Here is a 20,736-nt window from a genome sequence, read left to right on the forward strand (position 1 = left end):
TAAAAAAAAATCTCCACGTATATTGCAGAATAAATTTTTTTTATACTTTTGCAGCGTCTTTAGCAAAAAGGCACAATAAGGAATGACCCGTGGTGTAATTGGCAACACGTCTGGTTTTGGTCCAGAAGAGTCCAGGTTCGAGCCCTGGCGGGTCAACCAAAAGAGTTATCAAAACTCACTTAAGAGCTTGAAATCAATGGTTTCAGGCTTTTTTGTTTTATAGATTTCACTAAAATTCTCCCTTCTCTCTTTAAGCTCGCTAAATGTCAACATATTCCAATGTTTATTAATGTCTCCAATGCAGGATTCTCAACATCGCACGTTTTGTTCGGCAATATTGCGCTTAGATAAATTATATTTTGTGGTTGTGGATTGCGGGTGATTGTCTGGTCGAAGGTGATAATATAATCGGGATTGAATTCAGCTTAAGTCATCACACGAATGTCATTCTTCAATTTGCAGCCTGTTAGCAACCGATTAGTATCCCATATTAAATGATTTTCAAAATAGCAAAATCTATACATGCTACTAAGAAAGCACACCAATAAAAGAAAAAGAGACCAGCTAAAACAGTTGAGTAGCAAAAGAAGAAAGCCGGTTTTACTAAGAAAACTGGCTTCTGCATATTAATGACTCTAATTGTCTTTATTGAACGATAACTTTCTTTACCACTTGTTCTGAATTTGATTTCACAACTATCAGATAAACCCCATTAGGAACTGAATGCGAGTATGATGAAACAATATTCTTAGCTTCAACAACCGGCACACCCGACAAATTATAAATTGCTATATCTGAAACTGATGCAATGTTTTGAATTGTTACTTGCCTATCTCTTGCATACACATAAACTCTTGAAAGATCTTGTACAAATCCGGGAGTATTAATTGATGTTGTCAACTTAATCCGGGCAACCTCACTATCTGGTAAAATCAACCATCTTTGTCTGGATGATGAATTTGCAATATTAAAACTACTGGTTAAAGTATTGGTAGTGGTACCTGCATACAAACATGCAGGAGAACTTTTTGCCTCAGGGTGAATAATCCAGTATCCTCTTTTTGTAAGTGTTTCAAGGTTAACGTCCACTCTACCTTTCATAACCTGAAAATATTCTGAGCTGGTTGGATTTCCTTTTGAAACAGTTCGAATACCATTTGTGCCTGTTGATACATAGGTAAAATACCTGCCTGTAGCAACATTTTTTAGGGTATAATAACAGTTAAACGCATTATATTCTATTTGCCACGCAGCGCTGTCATTGGCCAAAGCTTGTTCCGGGGTCATCGTTTTATTCATTAAATTTCCGGTAGAACCTGGAACAATAAATGAGGTGTACAAACCAGTTTGCTCATCTTCGCTTTTAATATAGTACTTCGTATCATTTGCAATCTCAAAAGTATATGCCGGAGTTGCAAAACCTCCTGTTGGAGGCAGTCCATCTTCGCCAAGAGCCTGATAAATTAACGAAATTGCCATATACAGGAATTCACTTCCGTTATCCTCACTGGCACCATTTATACCATAAGGCCACATATGAATATGATCTCCCGTCAAATAAGCTGACGGATTATTATCAAGGAACTGCATTACCTTCTTAACGCGATCTCCAAGCCAATGACCTCTGGATCCTGTTTCTCTTAGAGGTGATGACGGACCATACCAAAGATTGTGTTGTCCTACACCAACAACATGTCCCACTTCGTGAAGAGCAGTACCCGTTCTTTGATAAGATGGATTAGGTCCGAACCGCATCCATCCGCCATAAGAGGCCTCTGCTGTTGGCGTACCTGATCCGAAGTTAACATTTAACCAAAGCCCTTTGATACTGGTTAGATTATTCAGGTAATTAACTGCAGATTTCATTGCAGCCCCAATTCGTTCGCGATCTTCACCGGAAACATTGTTTGATAATCCATAACTTACAGTTCCTTTAGGTAAGGTAATTACTTTAATAACGTCACCATAACCAACAGCATAACCAGATGTTAAAGCATATGCACGGACATAGTAGACCGTAGAAGGCTGTAAGTTCTCCATTAAGTACACATATCCATTATTTGAATAATATTTTGTACTGCGATTATCCAATACGGTAGGCTCCGGGTGTGTGCTCCAGCAAAATCCGTGCTCTTGTAATGAAGAAACATTTACACCGGAAATGATACTTCTTCCAAAAATCATTGTAGAGCCACGTGCATAATTAGTGTTGGTTGTTACTCTAGGAGCAGCTCCTGCTGCATTAGCCAAACGATAAATCCATATAGCTTTTCTCAACGCCGATGTGGCATTATCGATTTCATTCAGACTTAAAGTAAAGTTAATAACCGCGATATTCGCAATATCAATTGCTTGTGATAACGATTCGGCATCATTTCCATTGCCTTCTCCCAAAAGATCTGTCGCCTCATCAATAACATTTTGAAATTCGGAATAGGCAGCCTGAGATACTTCAGATGTTTTAATCGCATTCTCCAATTGAGAAATTGTAATTGCCAAAGATTCTTCTGTAGACATTGAGTCCTGAAGTTCTATTTCGGCAGAATCAATAGCTGTGTTTAATTCTGTACGAACAGCATCTTGCAACTTTCCTTCATCAAGAGTCCGCGCTATTTCAATTTTTGATGCTAAATATTCTTTCGTTACATCAAGATCAAATCCCATGTATTGTAACCTGAAATTATCGCAGGTAACCCAGTTTCCAGTTGCATTTTCAGTTTTAAATCCAATTTCAGTTTCACCATTAAATACGGTAAAGCTAACTGCACGATCTTTCATGGTATCAACAGCCGTTTTACTATCACCGGCAAAAATATAGGTACCTGTTTGCGGGATCGATGAATTGTTTTGTGTACTTCCGGATGTAACTTGTTGTATGTTCCCGGTTGCAACTGTTAGAACATAGGCTCCGTTTGGTAAACCTGTTAATTTCTGACTTACACCTACATCCGGAACTTTAGAACCGCGGTTAACCCATCTTTCAGCATACAAATTCCCCTCTTTACCTGTAAATACTGTATTGGACTGCGTATACATCCCATTATTTGTCCAACCTTCAAAATTATCTTCAAAACTATGGTTGGTTATGTAAGAGGTGAGTTCTACCGGATCATTTGCATTCGCATTTGTCAGCTTGTAATCAAAAATCGCCTTCCCCAGATCTTCTGTTGCCTGTTTAATTTCATCGGCAGAAGAACTTCCCAGGAAACTTTGCGCTGTGGTAATTGCGGTCTCTAATTCAGCTGCACCCTCCGCTGTTTCATCATATAGTCCTAGAGCTTCATTTATTAAAGCTTGCAATGGGGTATTATCAGCCACTTCGCTTGCTTCATGAAGAGCAAAGTTGTCAAATCCAAATCGATTGCTAAGCCATCTAAAACGTGCAACTACATACGAATAAGAAGTATTCGTAAAACTTACAGCATTTTTCGTCCATCCTCCTCCACCATTAACAATGGTAGAGCCAATTAATATTAATGGTTCTTCTGCACTCGTTTTATTATTTGTAAGACTTATTCTAAGATAAATCTCATTACCTGCGGGAGCCGATGCATCGAGATATTTTACATTATAAGATAAATAATAGGTTTTCCCTTTTTCAACTTTCCATCCTGTTCCGATTGATCCAACTGATGATGAACTCTGATTGGTTTTTCCCACCAAATATTTTGAATCTTCAATTCCTCCTGATTGTATAATCGAAAAATAACTGGATGAGAGCTGAGCTGCAGAAGAAGTAGCATCTGTCCATCCGGTAAAGCCATCTTCAAATCCGGGATTTGAAATTAAATTATTGCTGGTTAAAACAAATTTTGTTTCCCCAACACTTACGGTATCTCCTTGTTCTTGCGAATAGCCAAGTGATATAAAAGTAAACAGGCTAATAAGAATCAAATAAAGTCGAGATATTTTCATAAACTTTTATAATTAAGTTCCTACTTGTTGTATCAACTACTTACAACTTAAGAATTATCAAACGATTGAATCACCAAAGTAAACATTAATTATGAATAGGGATTTTTACTAGAATTTGATTTTCATATTTATATAAAACATAGTCTATATCCAGATTGTCATTTTTAAACGCTATTTCTGGTAAATAAATAAATTCAGATTCGTTAAACTGAAATAATTTAGGTTCCACAGTTAAAAGTTTTTCATTGATCTCCATTCTTTTAATCTCTTTATCAACCGTATTTTTATCAATAAGATTTTTACGTTCAAAAATATTATCTATTAATCTAATTGAAATTAGACCTATCAGAAGAAGGCTTGCTACTATGACAATAGTTGAATTTTTAATCATAATTTTTTCTGTTTAAAAGTTTATTTTTTATTCGTATGATTTAGTTATTTAATTCGAGTTATGCTATCCCGGTTATACTTGCTTATAGCTGTAAATTGTAATTATGGATTTCGACGAGCATAAGCGTCCGGAAGACGGATGATGGTCAAGAATGGAACTGGATGTGAAACCTTTCATATTCAACTATAAACTTCTGTTATCTAATAATAATCTTATGGCTGTTTCTGCCTTTTTCAGTTCGAATTGTTACGATATAAACTCCTGAAGGAATTGTAGTTGAAAATGAAGGACTATTTACTTTCTGCTGAAAGACGCATTGCCCTGATAGATTGTAAACATGAATTTCCGCCATATCTTTTAAATTCTTTATGAATAACCTTTTTTCTCCCGAATACACGCGTATGATATCTTCAGGAATTTCGGCGAAATCAGTGATAATGTTTGGATATCCCAGGAGGTTCGTATTGCCAAATCTAACCTGGTATGGCCATTGTTCATCATCGGTGGCATCATCGTCCCACTCATGCCTCCAGTGTACATCAGGTGCACCTGTAACCACAAACCATAATTTAGAACAGTTTTCAGGACATTCAAAACGAATGTTCCCTTTACCTTCATTTACTGTCATGCCGGCTGATTTAATCTCACTGTAAACAGTTGAACCATCATATTTCAAAGCGACAAATCCAAAACGCCATCCCCCGTGACTTGTGTTTATTTTATTGTATCCATTCATTCCTGCCTTGCCTTCAAATTCTGCAGTTATAATTTTAGCCGAAGCTGGAGCATTTAGTTTAATAATATTATGGCCATAGTTTTCAGGACAGGCCGATTGATCTATTAACCAGTAGTTGTCTCCGGCATCTTTCATTTGAGGCTGAGGACGGGACGACACATGATTTTTCCCATAAGCTTTAAGAGAAGGAATATCCCAGGATGCAAATTTAGCGCCACAATAATACATCTCATCGTTAAACTCTTTTTGAGAGATTCCGGTTAAACGCTTATAGGCTTCAACCGGGTCTTCTGGTCTCCTGGATTCATTCCATAAACGCCCGATAAAATCTTTTCCATGTAAATCAGTCCAATAATCCTGAAGGAAAAAATTATTGTATCGTGGTGATTCATGTAAAATGTTTTTATGGACATTATCCATATAACCTGAAAACCACTCATTGTTGAACTGCATTGCAGGAAAAATCTTGTATGCCTGCCATTGTGCGCATTGTTCCCACCAACCATTTCCTCCTGATGCATTTGCTCCAAAGCCATACATCCAACCATTTGCGTCGTTATTATCACAATGCACCTGATACTGGAAGCAATGACCTACTTCGTGAGCAATGGTCTGCCCTCCTCTTGATGAAAGGGCCCAGGATGTTAAGGTAAGCAGTCCAATTGTATCGTCAACCCCGGATCCGGAAGCCTCCCATTCTGAGGTATATCTAAGTCTTATGATCATTTTGTAATTATCTGATTTGGAGGCACCTTTGGTGATGAATTTCAATGAATCCGCATAATAGTCAAAGCATTTTTCAGCCAAATCCAGGCATTCGTCAACAATGGAGACCGGTTTATCTCCAAACCCCGGTTCCCAGAATAAAATCCAATTCTTGGATTGTTTACTACGTTTATAACTCCAGTTGTTTTCCGGATCATTTACATTGCCCATCATCCAAGCAGGAATGTATTTACGCTTATCAATGCTATTAACTACTGTTGTTAAATTCGTTGTTTCTGCATTAAGTTCGTTTATGGTTAGATCATAGTTATTTTCTGCTTGATTAGCGATATCAATTGCTTCCTGCAATGTGCTTGTTTTAGACTGATCTTCACTGTACCATTGCATAACCTTATTCGCATAATCTATCATAGATTGCAGATCTTCATACCTTTGTAAGGAGTTGCGAGCCTGTTGTACGGCTTCATCAAGCAGTGATTGAGCAGTCTTGATATCTTCCATATCCAGGGGTTGGGCAGTTAATATTTGTTGAACTTCATTTATGACTGAGTCCAAATTGTCCTTCACACTACTTGAAAAATTCTGGTTTAGTAAGGTTATTGATTCTTTAACTATATCATTAACATATGAAGCATAATCATTAACGCTGTATCGGCCGGTATAATACAATCGGAAATTGTCGCAGGTAACCCAGTTTCCTGAGGCATTTAAAGTTTTAAAGCCAAAGTTAAGCTGGTTATCTATTACCGTTATATTTATGGAGTAATCTTTAATTGTATTCACATTGGTTTTTCTGTAACCTGCAAAAAGTTCGGCCCCTGTCTGAGGATTTCCTAAATTAACTGTGCTTCCGGATCCTGTTTGCTGAATGTTACCTGCGGCTGCTTTCAGGACGTAATTTCCATTAGGTATTCCGTTCAGTATTTGCTGTACACTCACATCAGGCACCTTTGAGCCTCTGTTTACCCATTTTTCCGCAAAAATACCTCCCTCTTTAATTGGGAAGACATTATTCGATTGCGTAGCCATTCCAATGTTAGTCCATCCGGTAAAAGAAGATTCAAATCCCGGGTTGGTAATAAGCTCTGTAAGGGCTACCGGATTTGTTGCAGATGCTGAGTCTAGATTATAATGAGACAAAGCATTAAGCAAGGTCTCATTTCCCCTGGTTGTAATTGTATCTGCATTTAGAAGACCATCGTAAATATTAAATTCTTCTATGGAACCAATCCATGTAGGATCAGTATAACCGCTCTTGCATAAATAGGCTGCTGTATTACTTATCGAAGATATCTTGTTATTACCACTCAGATTTTCTGAACCGGCGAATTTCCCGTCTATATAAAAGGAGATCGAGGTATCATCTACTGTGGCTACCAGATAATGCAGTTTTCCATCATCGTACTCAGTACTGTTTACACCCGTTTCTGCCGACCAGGGAGCACTGGAATTACCACATGAAATTGCTACCCTTGAAACATCGTCGGTACGTGCTGCAGACATTGAGAAGTAATCCTTACCCCAGGAACCATTAAAAAGGGCATCACCAAAAAAACAAAACATTGTAAATCCGTTATTGGCACCACTAACAGGCCTGATATAAGCTTCCATTGTAAAAGAATGATAGGTGTTGATAGCGATAGTACCAGCGGGAAGCTTGACATAATCACCTTGGGATGCAGAAGTATAGGCTCCATTGCTAATCGCTCCGCCAACCACTGTTGCATCAGCATTGCCAACCACATCCTTTGCAGTTCCGTCTTCAAAAGTATAAGAGTGCTTAAGGATTGCTTGACTATTTGCCGTGGCCCAAGACATCAGAATCCCTGTTAAAAATACTAATGGTTTTAAATATGAATCTATAAACTTCATGTAGTTTATTTATTATTTCTAAAGTCTAATAAGATTATGAATTTTGATAAATATAAGCCTGTATATTTTTAGTATTTATGATTCAGTTTTATTGCTTAGTTTAATTCTTTTAAGTTCTCAAAAATAATTTTTCACTTCGCTTTTAGCCTGTGGTAAAACAGTCATTTGACGTTAACAGATTCGTCAATAAATCCTAAAACTAACAGTTATAATTGCCCGTTAAACAATGAATGTTTAGCGTCAAATCGTTATCAAGAAAATCGAAAGTCTTTATTTCAATCCATTTTGAAATCAATATGTTCCAAAAAAAATAATATTCAATTCGAATAATCTCTTATTACTTCACAAAATCGTTCTTTGAGCAAGTTGCTCTGCAAATAGGTGTCAAATTCGAGAACTATTGTAAGTAAAACATCTGAATCCATTGATAATAAAGCATCCCAGAATAAGGTTTGTCAACCAAAATTTAAAGAGGTGCACTTGGTCGAAAGGAACTCTTCTTTTATACTAACGTGGGGAAAAACGGTAATTAATTAATCAAAATTATGGTCTTCGTTCGAAATTAATTCGGCCAGTTTCATTTGGTTTAAAAGCTTTTTTTTAACTTCCGCGCCATTTATAAATTCATGTTACAATTTCTAACACATGTCAATATTTAAGATGCCTAAATGTCCGGTTTGTGAAAGCACAAGTTTCTCACACTTCCAAACCTGCAAAGACTACTTTGTTTCGAATGAAGAATTCAACATAAAAGAATGCAATTCCTGTGGATTTAAAATCACGGAAGGCATTGCCGACGAAGAAAATATCGGGCCATATTATGCATCTGAAAATTACGTTTCACACTCCAACACTTCGAAAGGGCTGGTGAATTCGGTTTATCATGCGGTTAGAAAATTCATGCTCAAGCAAAAACGGAAATTAGTCGAAAAAGCTACGAACTTAAAAACCGGAAACCTTCTTGACTTGGGCACCGGAACTGCTTTTTTTCTGAGCGAGATGCAACAAGCCGGCTGGCAGGTAAATGGAATTGAAAAAAGTGCCGATGCGCGTTCGTTCGCCAAAAGAGAATTTGGATTGGATGTTGACGATACACCACAATTGTTTCGTTACGAAGCCAATAGCTTTGATGCCATCACGCTCTGGCACGTACTGGAGCACATCCATCAAATCGACGAAAACATGAAGGCCATCACCCATGCACTAAAAGCCACCGGGAAACTGGTAATTGCACTTCCGAACCATACTTCATTCGATGCAAAACACTACAAGGAATATTGGGCGGCCTGGGATGTACCACGCCACATCTGGCATTTCAGCCCGGAACAAGTCGAACTTGTAGGCAAGAAATATCAACTTAAACTGAGCCACATAAAATCCATGCCTTTCGACTCTTTTTACGTTTCGATGCTAAGCGAGAAGTACAAAAAATCGTCGCTTGCAGTGGTAAAAGGATTTTTCATTGGAACAATTTCATGGATGAAAAGCATATTTAATCCTGCACGTTGCAGCTCAGTGATTTATGTGTTCGAGAAAATGTAGGCAGAATTTTGCATCGTTACAAGAATCTATTCTCTGATTTCGCCAATCACCCACTCCAGCATGTTGTCCTTTCCCTGCGAATAACTTTCCCATTCGTATTTTATAGGAATATCGGGTTGTACTCCTTGCGTTGCAACTTCCTGTATTCGAAATAGGCGCTTGGAATAGCAAACTACAAGCTTTGAATTTGGAAGTTCAAAAGTGTCCATATCCTGGTAGCCTGTCGGGTTTGATCCTGTTGGTTCGCCTACAATTTTAGCGTTCAGCAATTCACGAAAAAGTGCTGTATTGCTGGTTGCTGCCGAAAATGTTACGTTGTCGCACAAAACATACACACCCGATTTCCAGTCAACAGGATCGGCCAGGTTTAACGCGTTAGCCAATACCAGTCCGACATACAAATCGCCGCCACCGTTGTTGCGCATGTCGATCACCAGCTGGCGAATGTTATTCTGAAAAATGTAAGCGACGATTTCTTCGCTTATTTTCATCATTTCTTCAAATGCAGGGTAGCTCTCAAAATGAATGTAAAGTGCATCGGTACCTTCTATCGGAGCGTACCAAAAATGTTCAAATTCCGGATTCCCGGGGACCTGAATTTCAGGCGCCCCAATACTTATTTCACTGAATACTTCTTCGTTTTCTGCTTCGCTTAAAGCAGTAAAAGATCTGGTTGTCTGAACGCAGTATTCATCCTCAAATCGAAATGTGCCCGACGTTTTGTTCCCGCAAATCCCCAGCCCAAACAACACTTCCGAACTTGTGATATACTGTGCCGTGCGGATTATTTTCGAATATTCATTTTCAACAAACTGTGCTACATTCTCCACCTTGCCAACCACTTCCTGCATACCAAGCTCATCAATACCGGTAAGTTTCATTCCCAGCAAATCGCTATCATTTTTACAAACTTTCACCACCTTCCAGTCGCCGTTAAAGTTCTTAAGTTCAATCGGATAATTATGCGTCTCCTGATTTCGTAATGAAATAGCAGTGTGCCCATCCCCGATCTTTCGGGTCAGTCGCATTAAGTCGATTATCGTTTCCAGGTCCGATTTTTCACCGAGCGTTGCTTTTATCTGTTCAAGTGCTGCATTAAAATCTGTTTTACTGATCTTGTTAAACCCATTGATGTGTTTTTGCTCCAATCCCCTTTTATAGATTTGAAGGTCATCGAGCCAGGCATCGTTGCTTAGCTCCTGCGAAAAAGCGTTCAGTGAGAAAATTAACAATGCAAGAAAAGAAAATATTGATTTCATTTTTTACTCATTAAGCATTTGACGAAGTTCATCCACATCGGTTCCGGTAAGTATTTTCACCGAACGGGTTATTTTTTCGAGGTCCCAATCCCACCATTTCAGCTGCAACAGAATCTCGATCTGTTCATCCGAAAAACGTTTCCGTATTATTTTTGCAGGATTTCCACCAACAATCGTATAAGGCTCAACATCTTTGGTAACCGTAGTATTGGTCGAAATAATCGCTCCATCGCCCACCTTTACCCCCGGCATTATCACCGCATTATGACCGATCCATACATCGTTTCCTATTTTCGTATCACCTTTGTAAGGATAAGTTTTCCCCTCCATCGCACTGGCCCAGTCGCCGCCAAAAATTGAAAAGGGAAACGCAGAGAGTGAATCCGTCAGATGATTGCCACCATTCATAATAAAAGTAGCCCCGGAAGCGATCATGCAAAATTTCCCGATGATGAGTTTATCGCCCACAAAATCGAAATGATATTTCACATTCTTTTCGAAATTTCGGACATCTTCAAAATCATCGTAATACGTGTAATCGCCAACAATGATGTTGGGATTGGTAATAATGTTTTTCAGAAAACAGAGTCGATCGTGATGCGGAAGCGGGAAAGTGGTGTTGCTATCGGGAATATTCATTTTTCGTCTAAATTTTATTCGTCGTTTAAGATACAAGAATTCGAATTTATAAAATGTTTCAATTCAGCCGAAAAAATCAGATTCACGGTTTTATTCATTTACCGAAAGTGTCGGTTTTGAAATCTGAAAAACTCATTGGGAAAAACGTCACGCAAAATGATACAAATAAACCACCGGCTAAACTGCATGTTCATTAGCTTTGTACACAAATCAATGAACAGATGAAACAACTACTTCCACTACTATTTATTGCTGTATTCCTGGGTTGTAATACACCAAAAACCGAGGACACAAAAGAATTATATTGGGCTACCCAATTTGCCGATGCCGTTATGCACCGCGCCGACAGCCTTATTTATTATCATCGCGAAAAACCCAAGTATGAATATGATTATGCATTTTTGGGCGATGCCATTTATAAATTAAAGGATATCGATCCGAAATATGGCCGGTACATGAAAGACTATATCGACTATTTTTTGCATGATGATGGCTCGATCAGCGGACAAAAGCACAGCGATTTTAACATCGACCGGGTACGACCGGGAAACAGTATGATCACCTTGTTCGAAGATTACGGCGATGAAAAGTACAAGCTTGGAATTGAAACTTTGGTGCACCAAATGGAAGAACAGCCCCGCACTAATTCAGGAGGATTTTGGCACAAAACAATATATCCTTACCAGATGTGGCTCGACGGTTTGTACATGGCGTCTCCATTTTTAACACGCTATGCTGCAGATTTCGATCAGCCCAAATGGTTCGATGAAGTGACCTTTCAGTTGCAGGAAGTGTACAAACACACCCTTGATCCGGCGACAGGTTTGGTTTATCACGCCTGGGATGAAAGCAAACAACAGCGCTGGTCTCAGCCGGAAACCGGGCAGTCGAAACATTTTTGGAGTCGTGGAACAGGATGGTACATGATGGCGCTGGTTGATGTATTAGACTACCTGCCCGAAGATCACCCGGATCGCGATGCTTTGATAAAAATCCTTAACAAACTCAGTGCCTCCATCATGAAAGTTCAGGACAAAGAAACAGGATTATGGTACCAGGTGCTTGATATGGGTGGAAGAGAAGGCAACTACATTGAAGCCTCCGGTTCGGCCATGTTTGTTTATGCCTTTGCCAAAAGTGCTAAAATGGGTGTGCTCGACCAGAAATACCTTGATATCGCCAACACAGCATTCGACAATATGATTGAACATCTTGTAGTAGAAGGAAACGACGGATATCCAACCCTCACACAAACTTGCGGAGCATGCGGTTTAGGAGGTAATCCTTATCGCGAAGCCGATTACAATTATTATATTTCGGAAAAAATTGTAGATAACGACCAAAAAGGAGTTGCACCACTCATTATGGCCGCAATTGAATTAAACAAATAACCACAATCTTATGAAAAATATTGCAATCGTATTTATCGTTTTGGCATTTCTTGCCGCAGCATGTTCAAATCAAAAAGCGAAAAAAGAAACAAAATCAGCAGTTGAAGAAAGTACTCAAAAAACCCAGGCCTATCTCGGCTTAAAAGAAGGAGGTGAGTGGGTTTGGGTCACCAAAAGCAGTGGAAAAGAACAATGGGAATACCAAGGAGGTAAATTTAAATCGGTCGATCAAATCATCGTGGATGAGAAACACACCGACCACTCTTTCGATATTCAATTTGAAGGTCCTGGTTGGGAATCAGATAAAATAGGCTACCGGCTTTACCTCGACTGGCGCAATGCCATCGATATTTTCGGGAAGAAAACGGATACCCTGGTCCTGCAAAATGTTGGGCGCGACGGATTTGATTCGTACCACGAAATCTCGGGTTGGGGTGTTGACGTGTTGAAAGTAGGCGAATCGCTGGGAATGGGTTCGCTGGCATTCTGGGATGGTGAAAAGGCAGTCCGGGTTGAAAAGACCGACGGATTGAAATCTTCCGTTGAGAACAGCCCTGAAAAATCAACCGTAATCGTGGATTATCCGGGATGGGAAATAAATAACATCAAAACCGATTTACATACCAATCTCGAAATTGAGCCGGGAAGTTACCTGACAAAATATACCGCTAAATTATCGGAAGAATTACCTAACTTGGCCACCGGTATTGTTATTCATCCTGAAACAGAAAAAGCTATTTTTGATGACATTAAACCCGGCTGGACCTGCCTGGCTACTTTCGGGAAACAAACACTTCAAAACGATTTGTTGGGTATGTGTGTGTTTGTTAAAACTGACCAGCTGATCGAAGAAGCCAACGACGGCTTGAGTCATGTTTTGGTTGTAAAGCCTGAAAATAAAGAACTCACTTATTATTTTGGAGCCGCCTGGCAACAGGATGCTTCGGGCGTTATGAGCATGGACGATTTTAAAGCCTTGTTGAAGGAACAATCCAGATTCATAAAATAAAAGCATGATAAGAACTGTTGCGGTAATTCTCTGTCTTCTTCCCCTGTTTGGTTTTGCCCAGGAGTATAAGGCCGATTTTCCACGCGACACCTCTTTTAATGTACATGATACTTACCTGAAAGAACGAAAATATTACCCCTTTATCAAAGCGGTCAAGGAATTCAGCATTTCCGGAATTGCAGATAAAAGAAATGTGGTGTATTATTCGTTTGGTGAGAGGAAGTTGCATGCCGATGTCTTTTATCCGGTAGAATCAATACAAAAATATCCGGGTGTGATTTTAATTCATGGTGGTGGTTGGGCATCGGGTGACAAATCGCACCTTGTTCCGATGGCACAAAAGCTTGCCGAACATGGTTTTGTTGCAGCCACTGTTGAATACCGTTTGTCGTCGGAAGCACTTTATCCGGCCGGCGTTATCGACCTGAAGACGGCCATAAAATGGCTAAAACTAAATGCTGCCGACTTTAACCTCGACTCCTCCAAAGTTGCTGTATTGGGTACTTCGGCCGGAGCCACGCTGGCCAGTTTGCTGGCAACAACAGGAGGCAAAGGTGTTTTACCTTCACACCAGCTTAATGAAAATGCAAGCGACCGCGTTCAAGCTCTTGTAAATATTGATGGCGTTACCGATTTCACCACACCATCGGAGAGTGCAAAAGATGAGGATCCGGCGAAACCTTCGGCAGGTGCCCATTGGTTCGGAGCCACCTACAAACAAAAACCGGAACTTTGGCAAGAAGCCTCAGCCGTAAATTATGTCGATGCAAAAACTCCACCGACTATTTTCATCAACAGTAAAAATGCACGTTTTCACGCCGGCCGTGGCGATTTCCTCAAAGTACTCGACCAAAACAATATTTACAACGAAGTTTACACCATCCCGCGTACACCGCACCCGTTCTGGTTGTTTTATCCCTGGTTCGATGAAACCTGGCCCAAAGTCGTAGATTTTCTGAACTACGTTTTCAAAGAAGAATAAATATCGGTGAAAAACGTTTGCGACACCGGTTAATTTCTGTTACAAATGAACAGACAAATAAGAATAAAAATATTTCTGATATTTACAGTCCTCTTATTCTCAAAGCTTTCTGTCCAGGCGCAGGAAGTGACAATAGAAGAAGCAGAAGGATGGCTTGAATCGGTCTGGGTGAAATGTGGCAGGCTGTTGAAGGAGCTGATAGCTACAATGTTTATATCACCGGAGAAGGCATTACCAACCAACAAATCGATGGCCCGATGATCCGCGACTATGGCAGCTATTTTCGAGCCGATGTGTTGGGACTGGCACCGGGAAGTTACACTTTGAAGGTGGTACCGGTAATTTCGGGTATGGAAGCCGTGGGAACAGAAACTTCAGTATTGAATGTTTCTACCCACGACCGAACGGGTTTTGCATTTAATGGAGTAAAGATCCCGGGCGCTTACAAAGCCGATGGAACGCCCAAAGAAAATGCCGTGATTTTGTACATCACCCAAAACACAAAGAACACGGTTTCTTTGGATGTAACAGGCGCGAATACCCATCCTTGTGTAGGTTTGCAATCGATTCTTGAAGGATTCAAAAAAGGGAAGGACAACCGACCACTGATCGTTCGGTTGATCGGGCAGATCACCGATCCGGAATACCTGGATAAAGGTGATATCGTGATTGAAAACGACAACAATGCATCAAGTTACATCACATTCGAAGGTGTGGGCGACGATGCTATTGCGGACGGCTGGGGAATCCGGGTGAAAAATGCATCAAATATTGAAATTCGGAACATCGGATTCATGAACACCGACAGCGACGAAGGCGACGATATTGGACTCCAACAAAATAATGATCACATCTGGGTGCACCATTGCGATTTCTTTTATGGCAATGCAGGCAGCGATTCCGATCAGGCAAAAGGCGATGGCGCACTCGACTGTAAAAGATCAACTTACGTAACTTTCTCTTACAATCATTTTTGGGATACCGGAAAAAGTAATCTGCTAGGACTGAGTGAGGACACCACTGAAGGACTTTTTATCACATATCACCACAATTGGTACGACCATTCCGATTCGCGCCACCCGCGGGTCCGTTTTTATTCGGCACACGTTTACAACAATTATTACGATGGTATTGCCAAGTACGGAGTGGGCACAACAGAAGGATCATCGGTGTTTGTGGAAGCCAATTATTTCCGCAATTGTAAATACCCGATGCTGACTTCGATGCAGGGATCAGATGTTTTTGACGAAAAAACACAGTCGAACGATTATTCCGATATGCCGACCTTCTCGAAAGAAGACGGTGGAACCATTAAAGCCTGGAACAATTTCATGAGCGGGCAGCACCGGTTTGTGCCTTTTGGAGATGCCGAATACCCGAATCCTACGGTTGATTTTGATGCTTATGTAGCCGCCAGCCGGAACGAAACGATTGATAGTTCGGTGAAATCGGCCTACGGTAGTAATACCTATAACAACTTCGACACCAACGCCGAGGTGATGTACAATTATACTCCCGATGAACCGGAAGCAGCCAAAGAAAAAGTAATGCTCTATGCCGGCCGGATGAACGGGGGCGACTTTCAATGGACATTTAATAATTCATTGGACGATGCATCGTATGATTTAAATACAGCCCTGAAGACTGCTCTTGTTAATTATCAGACCAGCCTGGTTGCAGTTATGGGTGACACAGTTAGTGTAGAAGATACTACCGGAAATGGCGGGTCGGGAGGTAGTGAAATTACCGGCGACATTGTTCATAATTTCACAGAATCGGGACTGGAAAGCGACTATTTCAATATAAGCGGAAATCTTTCCGATTCGAAAGGAACCGTTATATACGGCGGACTGACTTTGACCCAGTGTTTAAAGATTGAGTCGAGCACGCTTGTATCGTTTGCAACAAAGGATAAAGCAACATTAACTTTGGTTTTTAATGATGAGTTTACTGGCGATATTAAAATCAACGGAACCAGTTACAGCGCGACAAATGGGATTTTAATCCTGGCTATTTCTGCAGGCGACTATCAAATCACGCAGGATAACGTGGCAAATCTGTACCTGATAAGTCTTGAACTTGCAACCGGAATCCAAAGTAATACTATGTCAGAACCGATAGTGTTCCCAAATCCCGTAACTGACCGATTGACCATAAATACCACTTTCAGGATAAACAAGGTGGAGGTTTATAATATGAACGGTGGATTAATGAAACAAAGCAAAGGCGGCGCTAAAACCATGGATATGAGCAAACTGAACTCCGGGAGTTATTTACTAAAAATATTCACCGGTGAAGGAATATTCACGCAAAAAGTAATCAAGAAATAACTAATTAATGGCAATGGATTTTTATCTGCGAAAACAAATGAGCCGTGAAGAACATCACGGCTCATTTGTTTTTGGATGATAACTTTAGAATATTACTATTTTCTTAGTAAAGATCTGTTGTTGCTCGTCTTGAACGCGTAAAATATAAATCCCGTTCTTCAGTGCATCAACCGGAACATCCACAGATGAATGATGTAAGCTTTTTTGAATTAGCAGTTTCCCGGAAATATCATAAAACTCAATATTCTTAAGTTCTTTTGAATGCTCAATTACAACTTTTTTTGCAAGGCCGTTATAATAGGCTTTCAGCAACAACGATGATACAGAAATTGTTGGAGCAGATGTTATTGCATTTTCATTTTGGCTGGACGTAATATCGGCTACTAATGAATTAATGTAAACCTCAACATTCGGATAAACACCATCAACAGATTTAAGCTGAGCATCGTCGGGATTACCCGGATTCAATCCATTTTCAGTTTCCCAATCGTCGGGCATTCCATCGTTATCGCTGTCTAAAGGCGTGTCACCGGTTTTTAGTATCGGCCAGCCACCAACTGCATCCTGTGTATCGATCAGACCATTAGTACTTCCGCTTCCTCCATCGGGAAAAGTTACCGTTCCATTCCTGGCTTCGTTTGTAATTCGCATATCAATCGAATCCTGCCCCAAACTTGCTCCGGCATGTGCAAGCACCTTCTCGAAAGTAACTTCTGCTGTATGTGTGGTGACTTCTCCTTTTTCGTAGGCAGTTTCCGATTTTATATCAACCTGAGTAATACCATAGGTTGAAAACGAGGAGTGCATATTTACACCTTTCCAGTTGTCGCTGGTAACTGAAGAACTGGCAGTTACATGGTTTCCGTCGATGTAAAAAATGCCATAAGTTCCTGCGGGTTGAGCATTATTTCCGTTATCGGGATAAGGCTGAATAATTCTTGAGCGGTTTGAAGATGCCGGCCCTGCTTTGTAGTAGTTATTTACCAGATTATAATGCCCGCCTTCCGCGGCATAAGCACTGTTCCCGCCCCAGTTGTAAATCACATTGTTCCTGAAATCAACGAGCTCATCTTCGGGCCGGTTGGAATAACGGCTTCCGCAAAAACGTGGATTCCTGCTGTCGTGATGCGCCAGAAGGTTATGATGAAAAGAAGCTCCCCTTCCTCCCCAAATTCCACCATATCCATGATTTCCTTTTGCGTGCACCGAATTGCGCAGGCTCTCAGATAAAATGCTCCACTGGAGCGTAAACTTTTCGTTATCGTAAAACGATGCACACTCATCGATCGACCAACTCATGGAACAATGGTCAATTATAATGTCATTGTGACGGCGTCCCCAAAAAGCGTCGAATGAATCATCGGCATCAGTTGCTCTATCTCCCAGACGAAAACGCATGTAACGAATAATTACGTTATCGGCGTCAACAACTACCGGATAATCGCGCAGGGTTATTCCATCTCCGGGAGCGGTCTGTCCAGCAATGGTTATGTTGTCGTTTTTAATTGTGAGCTTTGATCTTAATTTAATGGTGCCTGTAACCTTGAACAACACAATTCGGGCACCTGAGTGATTAACGGCATAGCGCAGACTCCCTTCACTAGTATTATCTTCAAGTGTGGTCACATAAAAAACTCTTCCTCCACGACCTCCTGTCGTATATTTCCCAAATCCCTCAGCTCCCGGGAATGCCGGTACAGCTTTGTCCTGTGCGATGCCTGAAAAAATGGTAGTAATTACCAGCATCAGGCCATAGATAATTTTTCTGTTCACTTTAAATGATTATAAATTAAAAAATTGGTTTTAATCCCTCCCATTTTACCTTCCAGTCGTCGGGAATACCCGGGTTCCGGTTGGTATTTCCTTCGTATCCGGCACACATCATCGCTACAGCGGTTAATAAGCCGCCATTTCCGGGAAGATATATCCTCAGCCGATCGCTCTGAAAATTGTGCCCGTTTTTAAGGTAAGTATTTTTTGTAACGTCCTTCAATAACAAGTCCAATGCTTTTTCCGGTTTTCCCAAACGTACAGCACTCATTGCCGCCATTGGATAATCCCAGCCCCACGTACTTTCCCAATTCCAGTTCTTTTCGATGTAATCAAAGGTATTCGCCATCAATCCTGTATCGATTCCAACGGTTTCCGGCATGATCCCAAACGCTCCGAGGACCATGGGATGATCAGAATAATATCTCGTGTTCTCGTAAGAGTCAGGCGCACTTTCGGCGGCAAGATATAATCCGTTTTTGTGTTCAAATCCGGATAAACTATCGATTACTGCCTGCCATTTGGAATTAACGGGTTTTCCCAATCGTGTCTGCCATTTTTGTGCGGTAGATAATCCCCAGTACCAGTAGGCCAGTTCGAAAGGTGGATTGATCGTTACTTCCCGCTCCAAGCTTTCCTGGGCAGGGATCAAAGGTGCCCCCAGTATATATCGATCGTTTTTTGCATCCCAACGTGCAAAGTCGGCCATAAAATCGGCGGTTGCTTTAACCAACTTTTCATATTTTTGAAGCGTTTGCTTATCAGGATTTTGACGGTAGCACAATTCGGCGTAGTAAATAGGATGCGGCTGTTGCCAGATTAAAAATTCCCCGACACTCGAAGGGCTGTCATCGCCATTTCGGTCGGTCATTTTAGGCCATCGAACTCCATCATAGCCCTGAATTTCAGCTTTAATTTTTGCCTTGGATAAAATATCGGAGTAGTAACCCAGGCTTTTCTCCAGCAGATCGGTTCGATTCCAGTAAGCAAAATGCACACCATGCCACCAGTGCATTTCAAGATGCGGTTTTCCGTACCAGCTGTTGTAAGTTAATCCGGTTTCCTGTGGCGGGAAATTTCCGGCACACTGAACCCGGGTCAGATATTGTGAAAGCACGATACGACGCTCAAGTTCGAAGGCCCGAGGATCGTTAATTTCTGAGAAATCGACTGCTCCACCACTTTTCCAGAATTGCTCCCAGCCATTTGCAGATGACAGTTTTATCGCTTTGAATTGATTGTTGCTTAAGAAATCATTTTCCGGATTGAACTCGACCGAAGCAGAAAATTCCCGGGTTCCTTTTTCAGGAAACAGAACAAATTCATGTTGCTTTTTCTCTGTCAGTTGAGCATTCCCTTCCCATTCAACGCGAATAAAGTACGTGGTTGTATCAATCGTGTGCAATAAGACAACACTGTTCTGATCTTGATTTATAATTTCAGAATGGTGGAACGAATTTTTGTTCCAGTCGCAGGCATCTCCGCCCCAATTTGCAGTTGGAAATGGCAAACGTAATTTGATTCCGATCTCGCCCTTCACTATTTTTCCCGAATTCACATACACGGAAACCACATCTTTTTCGAAGTGTGAACAGGTTTCAACCTCAACCGGCTTGTTTTCGATCTCAAAAGAAGAATTGATCACACCGCTCCACAAATCCAGTTTTTGTTTGATGTTTTTGATATCGCTGGGATTGACCTCAGAACCATCTGACTTGTGGAAATCGAATCCGAGAACACCCAAATGTAAGCGATGAGGATTCATCCTGAAATAGTTGGCCGCATCCTGTTTTCGCCCGGATTCTCTTGGCTGAATGGCGTAAGGAACTTCCCGGCCTTCTACCTGATAGTACTTATAAGCTTCGTCGAGGCGATAGTTTTCGGTATTCGGGAAACTGTGCCAGCCCCAATCCGACATGGTTCCCAGCGGCACTCCAGCGCTGTACATTTCAGGAAAAGTCTGTAGCCCGGTAGCATCAACTGTAAATGCAAATTTTCCGTTTCCAACCGTAAGCGATGAAAGCGTATCGAAAGATACATTTTCAACATTATGCCGTGTAACCAAAGCATAACGGTCGATCTTCCCTGACTTACTTTTATTGAATGAACATGCTACAAGCAAAGTAAAAGAGAACAATGCCAGCACGAAGTGTATTTTTTTTGTGCCGCCCATT

General features: G+C 40.8%; 12 protein-coding genes and 1 tRNA gene. 6 read left to right on the forward strand and 7 right to left on the reverse strand.

Annotated features, from left to right (window positions below; all coding sequences use genetic code 11):
• Positions 1 to 83 precede the first annotated feature (83 nt).
• A tRNA-Gln gene (locus WFY05_RS03605) sits at positions 84 to 159 on the forward strand.
• Positions 160 to 645: 486 nt separating this feature from the next.
• On the opposite strand, the gene WFY05_RS03610 is transcribed toward WFY05_RS03605, so the two are convergent.
• From WFY05_RS03610 to WFY05_RS03620, 3 genes are all read right to left on the reverse strand, one after another.
• A complete protein-coding gene (locus WFY05_RS03610; protein ID WP_340111357.1) occupies positions 646 to 3,915 on the reverse strand; it encodes a T9SS type A sorting domain-containing protein in 3,270 nt (1,089 codons plus the stop codon).
• 85 nt (positions 3,916 to 4,000) lie between these two features.
• A complete protein-coding gene (locus WFY05_RS03615) occupies positions 4,001 to 4,306 on the reverse strand; it encodes a hypothetical protein (RefSeq protein ID WP_340111358.1) in 306 nt (101 codons plus the stop codon).
• 196 nt (positions 4,307 to 4,502) lie between these two features.
• Positions 4,503 to 7,640 (reverse strand): DUF6055 domain-containing protein, encoded by a 3,138-nt coding sequence (locus WFY05_RS03620; protein ID WP_340111359.1) that lies wholly within the window; start codon positions 7,638 to 7,640, stop codon positions 4,503 to 4,505.
• 645 nt (positions 7,641 to 8,285) lie between these two features.
• Here WFY05_RS03620 and WFY05_RS03625 point away from each other — a divergent pair.
• The gene (locus WFY05_RS03625) at positions 8,286 to 9,182 is read left to right on the forward strand and encodes a class I SAM-dependent methyltransferase (RefSeq protein WP_340111360.1); all 897 of its coding nucleotides are present in this window, start codon (positions 8,286 to 8,288) and stop codon (positions 9,180 to 9,182) included.
• Positions 9,183 to 9,208: 26 nt separating this feature from the next.
• Here the strand turns inward: WFY05_RS03625 and WFY05_RS03630 are convergent, their stop codons facing one another.
• Together WFY05_RS03630 and WFY05_RS03635 are read right to left on the reverse strand one after the other, a co-directional pair.
• Positions 9,209 to 10,441, reverse strand: coding sequence for a S41 family peptidase (locus tag WFY05_RS03630; RefSeq protein ID WP_340111361.1), 1,233 nt, complete (start codon positions 10,439 to 10,441; stop codon positions 9,209 to 9,211).
• Between the two features lie 3 nt (positions 10,442 to 10,444).
• Entirely contained in the window at positions 10,445 to 11,080 is a 636-nt protein-coding gene (locus tag WFY05_RS03635; protein WP_340111362.1) for a CatB-related O-acetyltransferase, read from the reverse strand.
• 221 nt (positions 11,081 to 11,301) lie between these two features.
• Here WFY05_RS03635 and WFY05_RS03640 point away from each other — a divergent pair, with 221 nt between their 5' ends.
• The 4 genes from WFY05_RS03640 (at position 11,302) to WFY05_RS03655 (ending at position 16,792) form a co-directional block, all read left to right on the forward strand.
• Entirely contained in the window at positions 11,302 to 12,471 is a 1,170-nt protein-coding gene (locus WFY05_RS03640; RefSeq protein WP_340111363.1) for a glycoside hydrolase family 88/105 protein, read from the forward strand.
• A 10-nt stretch (positions 12,472 to 12,481) separates the two neighbouring features.
• Entirely contained in the window at positions 12,482 to 13,480 is a 999-nt protein-coding gene (locus WFY05_RS03645) for a DUF4861 family protein (RefSeq protein ID WP_340111364.1), read from the forward strand.
• A 4-nt stretch (positions 13,481 to 13,484) separates the two neighbouring features.
• Positions 13,485 to 14,462, forward strand: coding sequence for an alpha/beta hydrolase fold domain-containing protein (locus tag WFY05_RS03650; protein ID WP_340111365.1), 978 nt, complete (start codon positions 13,485 to 13,487; stop codon positions 14,460 to 14,462).
• Positions 14,463 to 14,635: 173 nt separating this feature from the next.
• Positions 14,636 to 16,792 (forward strand): pectate lyase family protein, encoded by a 2,157-nt coding sequence (locus WFY05_RS03655; protein WP_340111366.1) that lies wholly within the window; start codon positions 14,636 to 14,638, stop codon positions 16,790 to 16,792.
• Between the two features lie 84 nt (positions 16,793 to 16,876).
• On the opposite strand, the gene WFY05_RS03660 is transcribed toward WFY05_RS03655, so the two are convergent.
• Entirely contained in the window at positions 16,877 to 18,565 is a 1,689-nt protein-coding gene (locus WFY05_RS03660) for a T9SS type A sorting domain-containing protein (RefSeq protein ID WP_340111367.1), read from the reverse strand.
• Positions 18,566 to 18,581: 16 nt separating this feature from the next.
• Entirely contained in the window at positions 18,582 to 20,735 is a 2,154-nt protein-coding gene (locus tag WFY05_RS03665) for a hypothetical protein (RefSeq protein ID WP_340111368.1), read from the reverse strand.
• Position 20,736: the final 1 nt, after the last annotated feature.

Source organism: Maribellus mangrovi (assembly GCF_037646455.1).
Taxonomy (GTDB): Bacteria; Bacteroidota; Bacteroidia; order Bacteroidales; family Prolixibacteraceae; genus Draconibacterium; species Draconibacterium mangrovi_A.